The sequence below is a fragment of the Myxococcus stipitatus DSM 14675 genome (assembly GCF_000331735.1).
GTDB lineage: Bacteria > Myxococcota > Myxococcia > Myxococcales > Myxococcaceae > Myxococcus > Myxococcus stipitatus.
Genome location: NC_020126.1, coordinates 8,518,636 through 8,532,825, shown reverse-complemented (window position 1 = coordinate 8,532,825; position 14,190 = coordinate 8,518,636). Strand labels below are relative to the sequence as shown.

The window sequence follows — 14,190 nt, the reverse complement described above, 5'->3', positions numbered from 1 at the left end:
CCTCTCGTTCGGCTCTGTGTGTGCAGAAGACCTGAGAGCGAGAAGGCCCTGCCCGAGGGCAAAGGTAGGCAGTGGTTGAGGAGAAAGCAGCGGCAAGCGCTGCTTCGGTGGGCAGCCTGGAGTGGCTGCCCGCTCACCTACCGCAGATGCATGGCAGTGGCGTCGGTGGGACGAGGCGCCTCGTGCCACGCCGTCGCCCGGGCCTTGGAATGCGCGACCTCGACGGTGGTGGGGGCGGTCCGTCGCTACCGGGATGGAGGGCGGCAGGCCCTTCGGGACAGGAGGGGGAGCAACGGACGTTCCAAGGTAGACGAGCGGTTCCGCGAGCGGCTGGTGCGAGTACTGGCGGGGACTCCCGAGGATTGGGGTTGGTGTCGCCCCACCTGGACTCGGGAGTTGCTGTGCCAGGAGTTGGCCCGCCGAGGCCTGGTGCGCGTGTCGGTTGCCACCATGGGGCGTACCCTCGCCTCGCTCGGTGCGCGTCTCAAGGTGGCCAAGCCCATCGTCGAGTGTCCATGGCCCGGGTGGAGGCGACGCCGTCGACTCCTCGAGCTGAGGTGTCTCGAGGCGTACGGCCCTCCCAAAGAGCCCTTTCTCCACGTGGACGAAGTCGACATCCATCTCAACCCCAAGGTGGGACGCGACTGGTGTCTACCTTGGTAGCGGCGCGTGGTGGTGACGCCCGGCAACAACCAGAATCGCTACCTGGCCGGAGCGCTCAATGTCCGCACTGGAAAACTGACTTGGATTGAGGGACGGAGCAAAGCCAGCGCTCTGTTCATTCAGCTTCTCTGGCGCCTGGCGAGTGCATACCGGTGGGCTCGCCGCATCCACCTCGTCCTCGACAACGCCTCGGTCCACTCCAGCAAGAAGACGCTCACGGCGCTCGCGCAGCTCCACGGGAGATTCGTCCTCCACTTCCTGCCGCCCTACTGCCCGCAGGGCAATCGCATCGAGCGGGTGTGGCTCGACCTGCACGCCAATGTCACCCGCAACCACCGCTGCCGCACCATGGACCGGCTCATCGCCCGGGTGCATGCCTACCACTCAGCTCGCACTTCCCAACGCTCCGCCAGTCCATCCCTGCACCGCACCGACCTCAGGCGCACCGCCTGAGGCCGGACGAGATTTACGATCCTTGGTTTAGGATCAGTTGCCGCCATCGTCCTCCACCGTCAATCGAAGCAGAGGCGAGAGCCGAGCGACCACTCGGCCCGCCCCCGTTCTGTAACCGTCCGGGTTTAGCTGTCGTGAGGACAAACGAGCCCCGCCCCGGACCAGGGTCAGTGGACGGATAACGCTCGTGGAGGGGCAGCAGGTCCGCAGCGTGCGTCAGGAGGTGTTCGCGGCGAGGCGACGACTCCAGGGACCTGGTAGGAGTTCATCCAGGCGGCTTGCCGGGTGGTACTGCACGCGAAGCAAGACGTCGGAGAGGTACTCACGCGGATTGATGCCGTTCGCCGAGCAGGTAGCCACCAGCGAGTAGAGCCCCGCGAGGTTGCGGCCCGCGCGGTCATGCCCGACAAACAGAAAGTCCTTCCGTCCGAGGGCCGCGACGCGCAGGGCTCGCTCCGAGGCGTTGTTGTCCAAGGGGAGCCGCACGTCCTCGACAAAGCGGGTGAGCGCGTCCCATTGTCGGGCCACGCGGTGCCGGCCCACGGGCAGCCCCTGGGCCTTCAGCTCGGCCTGGACGCGTGGGCTGCCATAGGTGCGGCGGCTGTCCTGATGCACCTGCTGGATTCGCTCCACCAGCGCCGCATTGGCCTTCTGGCGTGCCGACGCTTCACGTCCCTCCCAGGCGTAGTAGCCCGCTCGAGACACCTCCAGCACACGGCACAGCATCGCCACCGGGTAGTTCGCCTTCTCCTCCTGGATGGCCGTGAACCTCACGTGCTCTCCTTGGCGAAGAAGGCCGCCGCGTTCTTTAGTATCTCCCGCTCCATCCGCAGCTGGCGCACCTCGCGGCGCAACTGAGCGAGTTCCTCCTTCTCACCCGTCGTCAGCGCCCCGGACGGCCCCTGGCCCGCGTCCGTTCGCGACTGCCTCATCCAAGCCTCCAGCGCGCTGCGAGTCAGGTCCAGGTCCTTGGCCACCTGCGCCCGGGACTTGCCCTCTTCCAGCACCATCTTCACAGTCCGGGCTTTGAACTCGGGCGTGTACTTCCTGCGCTCGCGTCTCGGCATCGTCGTGGACATCCTTCGGTCACCTCATCTCCGGTGTCCACAAAACCGGCTCTCCCGCACTTCGTGTGGTTCCCCTCTGGGGAGTAGGCAGACGCGGTAGGCTAGCAACGGGGCGAATACACCTTGGGAATGGAAACGCTGTATCCACTTCCTGGGTGTCGGGTGGACCGGGTGGCCCACGGAAGCTCGGCAGGTGTCGTCCTCGGGGTGCGTATGGAAGGCACGGGAGCACGATGTCCCTCCTGCCAAACGCCGAGTACCGCAGTGCACGGTAGCTACATCCGACGCCCAGCGGACCTGCCCGCCGCAGGGCGCGCCGTGCGGCTCGAGCTGCGTGTACGGCGCTTCTGCTGCCGAAACCCGGAATGCTCCCGCCGCACGTTCGCGGAGCGGCCGGTGCGCCTGCTGGCTGCTCAGGCTCGACGGACACGGCGGCTGGCCACCGCGCAGTGCGCCGTTGCAATCACTGCCGGGGCAGAGGCTGGGGCCAGGCTGCTCAAGCCCCTGGCCATGCCCACCAGTCCCGATACTCTCCTGCGGCTGATTCGCCGCGCTCCGCTGCCTCCGTCCAGCCCCGCTCGCGTCTTGGGCCTCGACGACTGGGCGCTGCGAAAGGGGCGCACCTACGGCTCCATCCTTGTCGACCTGGAAGCGCACTGCGTGCGGGACGTATTGCCAGACCGCTCGACTCCCACGGTGAGCGCCTGGTTGCGCAAGCACCCCGGCGTGGAAGTCATCGCAAGAGACCGGTCGACTGAGTACACACGAGCAGCAGTGCTGGGCGCGCCAGAGGCCCAGCAGGTGGCGGACCGTTGGCACTTGCTGCTGAATGGACGGCAACTGATGGAACGCTGGATGACCAGTGCTCACCCCCGCCTTCGAGCGCTACTATCGGTGTCGAGCGCAGAGACTCTTCCCGCACGTCGCCATACCAGCTTCTCGCGAACACACGCCGAAGCTCGCGGTCGAGAGGAGAGCCGCTCCCGGCGTGTTGCTGCCTACGAAGCCGTACGGCGGCGTCACCTGGCCGGGGAGCCGCTGCTTAGAATCAGTCACACACTGGGACTTGCGCGCGGGACGGTGCGCAAATACGCCGCCGCCGAAGTCTTCCCCGAGCGTGCGGCACGCGTGCCCAAACGAAGCATCCTCGACCCTTATCTGGAGTACCTGACGAAGCGACACGCCGCGGGGTGTGAAAACGCATGCGAACTCTGGCGGGAGATTCGCGCCCAAGGTTTTCGTGGCACTTCGCGACAGGTCCACCGTTGGCTTCAGCCGCGACGGACCGTTCGGCCTCGCTCAGGGGCGCGTGGTTATCCTGGCGGCAACTGGTGGTCGAATCGCATGCGCCCCGACGCGCTCTCCTCGCCGAAGCAATTGGCATGGTTGTGCGTGAAGAAGCCCGCGGGGTTGACCTCCGCGGAGACCGCGACGTTGGCTCGCATCGAGCAGGACGAGGAAGCATCGCGTGTCGTCGCATTGGCCCGGCGGTTCTGCGAACTCGTGCGCTCGAGGGGCGTTTCACAGCGAGCAAGGCCAAGCCGGTCTTCGAGGCGCTTCAACGCGTGGTTGGTCGAGGCGCGTGCGTGCGGGGTCCGCGCGGTGGAAACGTTTGCGGAGGGCCTCGAACAGGATGGCGATGCTGTCCGGGCCGCCCTGACCTCTCCATGGAGCAACGCCCAGGCTGAGGGCCAAATCACGAAGCTCAAGCTGCTCAAGCGTCAGATGTACGGCCGCGCCAACTTCGACCTGCTTCGTCGTCGCGTGCTGCTCACCGTCTGCCCCTACGATCCACACGAAGTGCGGGAGAGCCACAAAACCCGGGGAGGCTCAAGGGGCCTCCCTGCGTAGCTCCTCCTCGGGTGGAGGCAGCCTCTCCGACTTCTTGCCGAAGACGGTGCGGGTGAGAGTCGCGACCTGCTGCTCGAGCGCGGTCAGCCGCTCACGAAGCTCTTCGGCCTCCTCTCGCCAGGGGCAGTGGTGGTCCATTGGCAGCTCACGAGCCATGCCACCCAAGTACTCACCGCCGAGCCGAGGTGCCCTGGGCCTCGGCTGACTGCCCGGGTGGCTGCCAGCGGGCGGGCCGACGCACTCGGGAGACGTCGATACCGTCGAGCAACATGGCCAACTGGGTGGAGTCCAACTGCACCGACGTGGCGTCGTCCGCGACATTAGGCATCCGGAAGCGGCCCGCTTCCAGTCGCTTGTACAGAAGCAGGAAGCCTCCGCCGTCCCATGCCAGCACCTTTACCTTGTCCCGCCGCTTGCTGACGAAGACGAAGAGGTGGCCGGAGTACGCGTCGGCCGCCAGGACGCGCTGCAAATGGACGAAGAGTCCGTCGATGGACTTGCGCATGTCCACCGGCTCAGTCGCCAGATGGATGCGGACTGCGCGCGGCAACAGGAGCACGTCAACCCAGTCCCGCCAGGACTGCACGCAGGTACGCTACGTCCGTCCCCTCCGGGAAGCGCACCACGACGCCGGACGGGAGCGCGGCTTCCAGCAAGCCGGGTGCGCCGCCTGGAAGGGCTCCTCCCCGCCGCGCTGAAGGCGCGGCCGAGTCTACTATCTCCACTGGCAACAGCACAGGAGGGGCGTTCGCTCGCCTGGCCTCTCGCCTCAGTTTGTACAACCAGAACTGCAGCGTGCTCACCGAGACGGCCTTCGCCGCGGCGAACTCCTTGTGCGTTTGCCCGCTCTCCTCCAGCTCCAACACCAGCCGCCGCCACGCGTCGGCTCCCATGTGCCTCGTCATCCGTTCCTCCATCGCGCCCCTTGAACGCATGGAGGTGTCCCAACTCACTCAACTCCTCGACGCCCAGATCCGGACGGGTACCCCGTTCTCGGGTGTGGGCCGAGTGCGGCAGCTCGCCAGCGACGGACAGTGCTTCGACTGAATCTGTACTGCTCTACCAACCGCTCGGCTCTACGAACCTACGGACCCACCCGAGCGTTGCACCCGGCGCCTTAAACCGTAACCCCGAAAAGTCGGGATGCTCGGTCGGAAAAAGAGGAGTGAGAGCGCTGCCTATCCGAAAGTACGGCTCCAATCCCGCGTCTCTTTGATGGTGATCTCCAGGAATGGGAGAGGGTCCTGCGGCGATGACAAAGCCATGCGTCTGCCTCAGCAATCGAATCCGGGGGGCAGTCGAGAGGCGCGCGAGTCCTTCCGCTGCCTCCTCCGCGAGTGGCATTCCGACGAGCGTGAGCCAGTTGACCCCCTTAATATGGTTGCGGGTGACCGGTAACGTCGCTTCCATACCGTCAATATCCACCGCCCAGAAGCGGCGAGCACGCGCATAGATTTTGTCGAAAGCGAGAGGCTTCAACCACGGGTCATGTTCAAAGACCAGACCGCCGTGGCCAGACCTGAAGGGAACTGTGTTTGCAACGCTCCGGGCCATATCCCAGAGCAGTGTGTCGTCCGTCGTCAGCGGCATCAGGAATCGGGCGAAGCCATGAAAGGTATCAGGGCGTTGCTTGAGAGTGGTACATCGGAAACTCCAACTTCCATCCGGATCGGAGAGTGTCTTTCGGTCCCAGAACCACACCGAAAACGCTCGCCCTTGCCGGATTCGTTCACGAGAAGGTTCGAGGTACGGACGTGGAATGCCCGCTGACGCGGCTCGCCGCCCACTCAGAGTGAGTTCAGGCGAGGACAGGTTGCTCCATGTGACGAGTTCATCTGTCCTGTATGCGACGAGCCGTTCCTTAGGGCAGAAGGACTCATAGAGGTTGCAGAGCGCGTCGAGATCGGCCTCACTGGGGCTGCCGAGATAAACCGTGAGATCCTGCATGACTTTGAATGCGACGCGACCATCGACCAAATAGGGTGTGGCCAGTCGCGGCGGAAGGGAAGCGGCCATGATGGGTCAGGCCGCGTTGCCATCGCTGGCGCTGCCATCGCGCTCGTCTTTGATGAGCTCACGATCAATCCTCAGTTCGTCTGCTAGAAACTCAGCGAAGCTCGGGAAACGATCCTCCTGCCTCGTGTACTCGAACGTGGCGAGTTCTAGTTCGCCGTTAGAAGAGACCACCCGCTTGTCGAGGAATGCAAGGCGGCCTGACGTCTCTCCGAGAGCGACAACAAACCCCCAGGTCTTGAATGGATTGTCGAGTTCCTGTTCATCGAAGTATCCGCTCATTTCTTCGATTCGGGCCTTCACCATCGGATCGTCTCGATCTTCCACGGAAAGGAACTGAAAGTCGCCCTGGAAATCATCCCACCCGTCGCGCAATTCCATGAACGCCTGGTAGGTCGGCGGTAGCGGTTGACCTAGGGCTCTCGATAGTTGAGACACCTGCTCCGCCGAGCAAGGGATGGTTGGATTCTCGTTGAGTTCTTCATCGAAGCGGAGCCGGAATTTCTCTTTGTGCGCTGCAATCAGATTGTTGACGAGTTCGCGAACCCTTTGTCTTGCCTCGGTCATCATCTTGTCTCCATGGTTTGAATTATCCACAGCAGTTCGGAGCAACTCCCTTGTGAACTTCTGGGTTGTATTGCCCCATGATTGACCCCATCCAGGAATTCACGCGGCTTCCCATCCACTTCAGGTTGGAACTGACCGTAGGGTGTCCATCGAGCCCGATGTCATGGACGTGATCAGCACTGGTTCCCTTGAAGCCATTCTTGACGTGCTCCTGCTTGCAGTCTTCGGACATCGCGTGGAATTCCAGCATGCCTTTGCCGAGATCGGGATTCCGCTGCGCCTTGCCGGCGAGGCTCTTGGCCGCAGCATCGCCCAAGTCGCGGTTTTTCTTGTACGTGTCCCTATCGGGTTTCTTTAGTTCACCTGCTTCTGCTTTCTGATTGAGGTGCGCGCACTTTGCGCAGAGCTCTTCCTTTTCGCACTTTGATAGGGGGCCAGAGGGTGGCCCTTTTTCGCAGTCGATCTTCTTCCGATTCGGTGGAGTCTCTGATTCCTGCAACTCGGCAGGAGTGGACGCGTTTGGAGGGCTTCCGTTGTTGTTGGTTGTCGCATCGCCGAGGAGATGTACGCTCTTGCCCTCGATCTTGACATTCATCGACCCGGGCGCGACGAAGGCTGTTGGCCCGTGTGTGTTTGCGGACACGAGTCCTCCACCCGTGGCTTTCGACGCGATGTCTCCCGTACTGCCGAACGTCGCGCCCTGGATGGCGACGGGCTTGCCTTCTATTATCACTGAGGTCGAGAACTTCTTCGGTGAAAGGTTGCTTCGGCCGATGTTCGGAAGGGGCGTGGGCACGAAGGGCGCTGGTGGTCCTGGCATCTTGCACACATTCGGAACTGCCGCTGTGGCGATGCCATTCGAGCCTGTAGTGACTGGCGTTCTTGGGGAATTGATGGATACGGTTCCCATGGTTGTCACGCCCCCTGTTCAAGGACGATGGCAGAGCGAAGGCCCTGCTCTGAACCCGCGAACAACAACGCCCTCGGTCCTTTGGCATACAGTCGTTGCCATGCGTTTACGGCCAGCACGACGAGGAGTGCGCCTGTCGCTGCTCCCATATCTCCCCAGAATTCGACGGCGGTGTTGTAGCGCGTGGGCTCTCCATGGAGTTGTCTGAAGAGCTGTGGCAGGCGAAGAAGAACGTATGACCATTCATCCGTACGATATCGTTCGCCATTGAGGTCACACCAGATACTGTCGATGGCTTCGTGGGGCAATCGGAGGGATGTTGCGGCCTGTCTTACGACGGATGTCAGTGTCCATGCAAGATTCACATCGTCCGTCTTGATGAGGCTGGTTTCTATAGCAGTGTGCGAGCCTCGAATGACGGCAAGGGATGGGATTCGGAGGCTGCCGCTCATGAGGGCTACTGCCGCGGCACCTTCCCCCGGGAGAAAAGGGGACCTGCTGCCGTCCATCGCAAGCTGACCGTTGTCGATCAGCCAATCGATGGTATCGGCGTGGAAATAGCTCTCGACTCCTCCGACGAGAACGAGGTTCGAGCGACCCGTGCGAATCATTTCCGTCGCGAGTTCGAGCCCTGCGAACGCCCCTGCGTGTCCCTTGTGTGCGATGGTCACGCTCAGGCGATAAGGAATCTTCAATTGCAACTCATTGACGAGCCTTGCTTCATCATTCGGAGAAAATCCGGGCCGGTACTCAGGGACTGATAGGAAGAGAGGGATCGGCCGAGGGCCCTTAGCCAAGTCGGTCGGGAGTTGGCTCGCGACTTCGTTTATCGAATGTGTTGCGAATTCCACGAGGCGCGCAACGCCTTGGACTAGAGGGTCCATCACGCCGTCGATGGCCCCCCTGAGTTTCGCCCCTGTCGAGTCTACAAAGTGTGGATGCAGCTTCAGCCGAGAGATCCGGGCGCGTACGGCCGCTGCGCTGCTGGCGGCAGTAAGTCCGACGGGAGTTCGTGCTCCGAGTGCTACAATGTGCACCGCACTGCTCATCGCACGTGCCTTTTCTCGGTGATGACCGTTTTATCGAGGTAGTCCATCATCCGGAGCGGGACTTTGAGGGTCGTCTGCCACACCAAGAGCACCCGCGCTTCGTCTGGCTCCACAATGACAGTTACGAGTTTGCTCCGATGCTCTTCAACCTTGCGGCCGAAATGGGTTGCGAACGAGAGGAACACCTTCGGCAACGCGAATCGGAGCACCCCGCTAGGGGTCATGTGGACGAGCTCAACGCTCTCACCACCATGAAGGTGCCCCGCTACCCGTTGGTCGACGGGCGCGCAGAGCAAGCATTCCTCAGTCCAATCAGTTGGAAGCAACGGCTTCTGCTTTGTGAGCCAGTGCTCGTCGTAAGTCCCGCCGAGTTCACGCCGCGGCGACCAATGAGTTGGGATCGCTCCGTAGCCTGCCGGGCCGTTCTTGCGTGCATCTCCTGCCGGATAAAGGACACTCGGGGCTGGCTTGTCAGCAAGATGCGCGGAACGGGTAGCAAACCCCACGCCGATGGGGTTTCTCATGTCCGCGCGATGCTCCTTGGGGTCGGGCGAAGTGGTATCGGATCCACCATATGCTTGTTCGTACCGGATCGGCATGCTCACGAACGGGAACGGCTTCGTGACCTTTAGGTCGAATGCGCCCTGATAGAAAACACTCACACCCGAGACGATGAGAGTCTTGTCGATTGTCGAAACCCGTACCCTGATAGGCACTGCTGCGACAGCCTTCCCCTTCGGTGCATGGGCGGTTCCATTGACAAGAACATCCGTCCCCGGCTTCATCAGAACGAAATCCGTCTCGAAACGGATGCTGGACTTTCCTGGATCGCCCCAGTGGATCGACTCAAGAAGTGGTGGCTCCTGTCTATCGGCGAGCCTGACAACGCCGCCCGTAGCGATGTCGTATGTTGCTTTGACAATCACTACCCAATGGTCGATGCCTGTCTTGTCGCGCACAAATGCCCGTTCGGCAGCATATGGTGTACGATTGTCGAGGGTGAGCACGGAGTTGTGTCGTACTGACACGGGTTCGGACACGTCAAATCTACCGGTCAACATTTGTCGACTACTGCACAACCGCAGATGGCCCTCGGTCGGTGTGTTCCGCTAGGCCCTGTCTGAGGGATGCAGGTGGCGCAAGTAGGAGTAGATGAGCGCCACCTGCACCATGGCGAGGTAGTTGACGGCGAGCTTGTCGTATCGAGTGCCAATGGCACGCTTGTCCTTGAGGTGCCCGACCGCGCGCTCGATGACGTTGCGCTGGCGGTAGAGGTCCGGGTCGAATCGCGCACGGCACCTTGCATTGACGCGAGGCTGGTCCGAGCGGGAGGGCAGGACTGCACGCACATGGTGGGCCCTCGCCCACCGACGCACAGGGCCGAAGCTGTATCCCTTGTCGCCTACCAGGACACGCGGGCGCTGGCGTGGACGTCCCCTGCGCCCTTGGACGCGGACGCCTTCCAGGGCGGGAAAGACACCCACCAGGTCGCTGGCCTGCCCCGCAGTCAGTGCAATGGAGAGGACGTGGCGGTGTCGCTCGCAGGTGAGGTGGAGCTTGGTGGAAAAGCCCCCTCGGGAGCGTCCCAAGGCGTGGTCCACGGGCTCGTGTGGCCCCCTTTTGGCCTCCTCCGGCGGCTGCGCGCGAAGCACGCACCACCGTGGAGTCGACGAAGAGGACGCTCATGTCCAACTCGTCCTGTTCCTGCAGATGGGCCTGGAGCGTTCTCATCAACCGCTCCCAGGTGCCATCTCTACGCCAGCGCACGAAGCGGTCATAGACGGTCTGCCAGGGGCCATAGCGCGCCGGGACGTCGCGCCAGGGCGCTCCGGTATGCAGCCGCCAGAGAATCCCGTTGAGGATGAGCCGGTGGTCCTTCCATGCACCACCCCGACCCTGGTGCGGCAGCAGAGGGGCCAAGGCCCTCCACTGTCGCTCGTTCAATTCGTAGCGCATCACGCTGGCCTGCCTCCCTACGGAGGACAACAACCGGCGTCGGCGCTTCCATCAGACAGGGCCTAGTCCTCGGCCCGGATGAAGTCCTCCGGGAGGTAGCGGAAGGTGTGGCGGGCCTTGGCTCGGGTGAAGGCCCAGTGAATGGGAACGCGGTGGCGGTTGGCATCGCGTGCCCAGGCACGAGTCCTATCCCGGAGGGCCTCGACGGTGGCCACGCGATGACGCCCCAATCATTGACGCGAGACGAGACTCACCTCGATTTCGGCCTGATTGAGCCAACTGCCGTGCACTGGAGTGTAGTGCACGCAGAAACGATTCCAGAGGCGCAAGCCCTGCTTCCACCCGAAGCGGCGCGTCAGAGAGAAGCGCGTGTGGACGTTGAGATTGTCCAGCACGAGGTGAATCTTTCGCGCCTTGGGATAGCGGTGCGCCAGGTCTCTCACTGCCTCCGCGAAATCGGCGGCCTTTCGGCTACGTGTTGCTTTCACGAAGTGGCGTCCGGCCCGAGGCTCGACAGCACAGAAGAGATTGGCGGTACCGCAGCGGACGTACTCGTAATCACGCCGGGCGACTGCGCCGGCATGCATGGGCAGGATGGCTCGCTTGGAGTCCAGCAGCTGCACGGGTCTCTCATCGAATCAGACGACTGGGCCTGACCCAGTTCCGTAGACGGGTTGGTTATGCGGCCAGCCTGCTCGTCGCGGCCACTCGCTCGAACTCGCTGGGGCTGAGATAGCCCAGAGAAGAGTGGCGCCTCCTGCGGTTGTAGAACACCTCAATGAACTCGAACAGAGCCCGTCTGGCCTGCTCGCGTGTCGTGAAGCGCGTGGTGTAGACGAGTTCCAGTTTCAAGGTGGAGAAGAAGCTCTCCACCACCGCGTTGTCTCAACAATTGCCCTTGCGCGACATGCTGCACGCAATGCCTCGCTCCTCGAGGAGTCGCCGGTAGTCGTCACTCGCATACTGACTGCCGCGGTCCGAGTGGTGCAACGCCGGTGCTGGCCGCCCCTGCAGCGCCATGGCGAGTGCCGACACGACCAGGCTCCGGTCGATTCGCTCCCCCATGGCCCAGCCCACCACCTTGCGGCTCAAGAGGTCCAGGAGTACCGACAGGTACAACCAGCCCTCATCCGTCCACACGTAGGTGATGTCGCCGGCCCAGGTGCGATGGGGCTGACCCGGCCGGAAGTTCCTCGCCAACGCGTTTGGAGCCACCGGATGGCCGTGGGCCGAGTCGGTGGTCCGCACGAAGCGGCGGGGCCGTCGGGCGCGCACGCCGGCCTGACGCATCAGTCGAGCCACGCGCTTTCGGGCGACACGCCGGCCGCGAGCCTTCAGCTCCGCATGAACACGCGGAGCCCCGTAGGTTTCTCGGCTCTCCTGGTGAACGGCGAGCACCTCCACCCGCAAGGCACGGTCGCGCTGCTGGTGCGCGGACTCGGGTCTCGTCGCCCAGTCGTAGTAGCCGCTGCGCGACACACCCAACAGACGACAGAGGGCGGCGACCGGGAAGCAGGCCTTCTTCGCGTGGATGAAGGAAAATCTCACTTCAACTCCTTCGCGAAGAAGGCCGCCGCATTTTTTCTACGCCGGCAAATATCGCCTGAGCCCCGGGTGTTCCCCCTGCAGAGGAGAGGGGGAGGTCATGGCACGTACGACAGCGCGCCCCATCGCGACTCGCGAGATGAGAGTCGACAGCGAGCGGCGACGGTGCGAGGCGTGTGGGACGAGGACACGGGCGGACTGGCGCTCGCGGCGCTGCGTGACACTGCTCACCGGGTGCGTGAGGCTGTCCGTACAGGTGCGGGTGTGCCACCGAAAGGGATGCTTGCTGGAAGGTGTGTCCCTGCGGGCCGAGGGCGAGGGGGACTGGGTGCTACCCGAGCACGAGTTCGGCTTGGATGTATTGGCGTTCATCGGGGCGCAGCGTTACCGGGAGCACCGCAGCGTTCCGGAAATCCACGCATCGTTGCGACACAGAGGCGTCGCCATTTCCGAGCGCACCTGCACCAACCTGCTCGACCGGTACGACGAACTCATCAGCCTCAAGCTGCTCGACTCCCAGCGGTTGCGCGAGACACTCCACCGCCAGGGACGGGCGGTTCTCGCCATTGATGGGCTTGCTCCTGACGTGGGGCACGAGGTGCTCTGGGTGGTGCGCGAATGCCTGTCGGGCCAGGTGCTGTTGGCCCGGTCCCTACTATCTGGGAGCGAGCAGGAACTCGTGCCACTTCTCGAAGAAGTTGAACGCGTACTGGGGCCAATTCCAATCGTCGGCGTGGTGTCTGATGGACAGAGGAGCATTCGTAACGCTCTCTCGCATGCCCTACCCCAGGTACCTCACCAGTTCTGCCATTTCCACTATCTGCGTGAGGCGGCTCGGCCCCTCTATGAGGCAGACCGGCACGCGAAGAAGGAGTTGAAGAAGCGGGTACGCGAGGTGAGGAAGGTCGAACGGACGGTGGAAGGCCGCCAGGACGCTGGCGCTCGAGCAACGCGCGCCTACGCGGCTGCTGTCAGGAGCGCGCTCACCGACGACCATCGTCCGCCTCTCAAGCCCTCCGGACTGCTACTGCGTCGACGTCTGGGCGCCATCGAGAAGAGCCTGGAACGGGTTTCAAAAGGGGGGCCTACTCACCAGAGTTGAACCGGCTGCATACCGTGCTGCGAAAGGCATTGAAGGCTACCGCCAACATGTGGCCTGGATTGAGGAGGGCCTATCAATGGGTAGAGCGCACCGCGAACATCCTCCGCAATGCGTCTGGTTTGGACTCGGCGGGAGTGCGACGCAGACTGGCTGCGATGTTGGCGGCCCTGGTGCGGTGGACACGCCGACGTTACCGGGGAGTCCTGCGCCAGGCCCTCGCCCACTTTCTCCTCGAGACGCGCCGGTACTGGAAGGGGCTCTTCCACTGCTACGACGCTCCGGACCTGCCCCGCACCGACAATCCCTTGGAGCACCTCTTCGGCACTTGCCGTTACCATGAGCGGCGCTCCTCTGGTCGGGTGCGCGGCAGCGCAGGCCTTGTCGTACGCGGAGCGGTACGGCTGCCGGCCATCACCTCGGCCCAGCTACTCCCTGAGATTGACGGCCCCCACCTGGCACCTGAAGACATCAATGACTGGCGCCAGCTGCGCACCCAGCTCGAACAGCGGCGTGTCCCCCGCGTCATGGGCCGACGCTTCCGTGCCGACCCGAATGGCTACCTCCAAGACATCGAAGATGGGCTCAGGCGATATTTGCCGGCGTAGTTTTTTAGTATCTCCCTCTCCATCCGCAGCTCCCGGTTCTCCTTGCGCAGCCGGGCGAGCTCCTCCCTCTCGGCCGTCGTCAGCGCACCGGGCTTGCCTTCTCCTCGGTCCGTCTTCGTCTGCGTCACCCACAGCCGTAACGCTGACTCCGTCAGGTCCAGGTCGCGGGCTACCTGGGGGACGGGTTTACCCTCCTCCAGCACCAACTTCACCGCCTCGGCCTTGAACTCCGCCGAGTACTCACGGCGGCGCCTGCGGGGCCTCTTCTGATTCTCCTCGTTCGCGGACATCCCGTGCTCCTTCCATCACATCTCGGGTGTCCACGGAACTGGGCTACTCCCACCCGCATGTTGGCCCTCCTCCGTGGGCCAACACGTGGGCTCGGCAGACTCTATCCGGGCCGAGGACT

General features: G+C 63.3%; 15 protein-coding genes and 5 pseudogenes. 4 read left to right on the top strand and 16 right to left on the bottom strand.

Annotated features, from left to right (window positions below; genetic code table 11):
• Positions 1-150: 150 nt before the first annotated feature.
• Both MYSTI_RS44970 and MYSTI_RS44965 read left to right on the top strand, forming a co-directional pair.
• Positions 151-663, top strand: a complete 513-nt coding sequence (locus MYSTI_RS44970) for a helix-turn-helix domain-containing protein (protein WP_233278034.1) — start codon at positions 151-153, stop codon at positions 661-663.
• 6 nt (positions 664-669) lie between these two features.
• A complete protein-coding gene (locus tag MYSTI_RS44965; RefSeq protein ID WP_015352141.1) occupies positions 670-1,116 on the top strand; it encodes an IS630 family transposase in 447 nt (148 codons plus the stop codon).
• Positions 1,117-1,332: 216 nt separating this feature from the next.
• Here MYSTI_RS44965 and MYSTI_RS41145 read toward each other — a convergent pair whose 3' ends face one another.
• Both MYSTI_RS41145 and MYSTI_RS32815 read right to left on the bottom strand, forming a co-directional pair.
• On the bottom strand, positions 1,333-1,842 hold the full coding sequence (locus MYSTI_RS41145; RefSeq protein ID WP_233278379.1) for an IS66 family transposase: 510 nt from the start codon (positions 1,840-1,842) through the stop codon (positions 1,333-1,335).
• Between the two features lie 44 nt (positions 1,843-1,886).
• Positions 1,887-2,183: a transposase gene (locus MYSTI_RS32815; RefSeq protein WP_044900823.1), complete on the bottom strand. Its 297-nt coding sequence runs from the start codon at positions 2,181-2,183 to the stop codon at positions 1,887-1,889.
• 129 nt (positions 2,184-2,312) lie between these two features.
• On the opposite strand from MYSTI_RS32815, the pseudogene MYSTI_RS32810 reads away from it, so the two are divergent.
• A pseudogene (locus MYSTI_RS32810) lies at positions 2,313-3,956 on the top strand (ISL3 family transposase); the annotation flags it as partial.
• Between the two features lie 57 nt (positions 3,957-4,013).
• Here the strand turns inward: MYSTI_RS32810 and MYSTI_RS43440 are convergent.
• From MYSTI_RS43440 to MYSTI_RS32770, 13 genes and pseudogenes are all read right to left on the bottom strand, one after another.
• Positions 4,014-4,190 (bottom strand): transposase, encoded by a 177-nt coding sequence (locus MYSTI_RS43440; protein ID WP_015352137.1) that lies wholly within the window; start codon positions 4,188-4,190, stop codon positions 4,014-4,016.
• A gap of 13 nt (positions 4,191-4,203) precedes the next feature.
• Positions 4,204-4,593, bottom strand: a complete 390-nt coding sequence (gene tnpB / locus MYSTI_RS32805; protein ID WP_015352136.1) for an IS66 family insertion sequence element accessory protein TnpB — start codon at positions 4,591-4,593, stop codon at positions 4,204-4,206.
• A 1-nt stretch (position 4,594) separates the two neighbouring features.
• Positions 4,595-4,939 (bottom strand): IS66 family insertion sequence element accessory protein TnpA, encoded by a 345-nt coding sequence (tnpA, locus tag MYSTI_RS32800; protein WP_084668358.1) that lies wholly within the window; start codon positions 4,937-4,939, stop codon positions 4,595-4,597.
• Between the two features lie 154 nt (positions 4,940-5,093).
• On the bottom strand, positions 5,094-6,050 hold the full coding sequence (locus MYSTI_RS42410; RefSeq protein ID WP_015352134.1) for a type VI immunity family protein: 957 nt from the start codon (positions 6,048-6,050) through the stop codon (positions 5,094-5,096).
• Positions 6,051-6,056: 6 nt separating this feature from the next.
• Positions 6,057-6,617 carry an SMI1/KNR4 family protein gene (locus MYSTI_RS32795; protein WP_044281907.1) on the bottom strand — a complete coding sequence of 187 codons (561 nt, stop codon included), beginning with the start codon at positions 6,615-6,617 and terminating at the stop codon, positions 6,057-6,059.
• Positions 6,618-6,636: 19 nt separating this feature from the next.
• Complete coding sequence (locus MYSTI_RS42405) at positions 6,637-7,524, bottom strand: PAAR-like domain-containing protein (RefSeq protein WP_015352132.1); 888 nt, start codon at positions 7,522-7,524, stop codon at positions 6,637-6,639.
• A 5-nt stretch (positions 7,525-7,529) separates the two neighbouring features.
• Complete coding sequence (locus MYSTI_RS43435) at positions 7,530-8,219, bottom strand: beta-ketoacyl synthase N-terminal-like domain-containing protein (RefSeq protein ID WP_144370194.1); 690 nt, start codon at positions 8,217-8,219, stop codon at positions 7,530-7,532.
• 350 nt (positions 8,220-8,569) lie between these two features.
• Positions 8,570-9,580, bottom strand: coding sequence for a DUF2169 family type VI secretion system accessory protein (locus MYSTI_RS32785; RefSeq protein WP_044281905.1), 1,011 nt, complete (start codon positions 9,578-9,580; stop codon positions 8,570-8,572).
• Between the two features lie 102 nt (positions 9,581-9,682).
• Positions 9,683-10,225, bottom strand: a complete 543-nt coding sequence (locus tag MYSTI_RS45425) for an IS5 family transposase (protein ID WP_084668236.1) — start codon at positions 10,223-10,225, stop codon at positions 9,683-9,685.
• A gap of 13 nt (positions 10,226-10,238) precedes the next feature.
• Positions 10,239-10,529 (bottom strand): annotated as a pseudogene (locus tag MYSTI_RS45805) (transposase); the annotation flags it as partial.
• 62 nt (positions 10,530-10,591) lie between these two features.
• Positions 10,592-10,744 carry a hypothetical protein gene (locus MYSTI_RS43980; protein ID WP_015352127.1) on the bottom strand — a complete coding sequence of 51 codons (153 nt, stop codon included), beginning with the start codon at positions 10,742-10,744 and terminating at the stop codon, positions 10,592-10,594.
• A gap of 15 nt (positions 10,745-10,759) precedes the next feature.
• Positions 10,760-11,155 (bottom strand): annotated as a pseudogene (locus MYSTI_RS42390) (transposase); the annotation flags it as partial.
• 52 nt (positions 11,156-11,207) lie between these two features.
• Positions 11,208-12,113: pseudogene (locus tag MYSTI_RS32770) on the bottom strand (IS3 family transposase); the annotation flags it as partial.
• A gap of 100 nt (positions 12,114-12,213) precedes the next feature.
• Between MYSTI_RS32770 and MYSTI_RS42380 the strand changes: the two are divergent.
• Positions 12,214-13,781 (top strand): hypothetical protein gene (locus MYSTI_RS42380; protein ID WP_086009906.1). Its coding sequence is split into 2 segments (ribosomal slippage): positions 12,214-13,147 and positions 13,147-13,781, totalling 1,569 coding nucleotides; the frame shifts between segments, so codons are not numbered across the junction.
• Here MYSTI_RS42380 and MYSTI_RS32760 read toward each other — a convergent pair.
• A pseudogene (locus tag MYSTI_RS32760) lies at positions 13,763-14,071 on the bottom strand (transposase); the annotation flags it as partial. The gene MYSTI_RS42380 and the pseudogene MYSTI_RS32760 sit on opposite strands and share 19 nt — an antisense overlap.
• Positions 14,072-14,190: the final 119 nt, after the last annotated feature.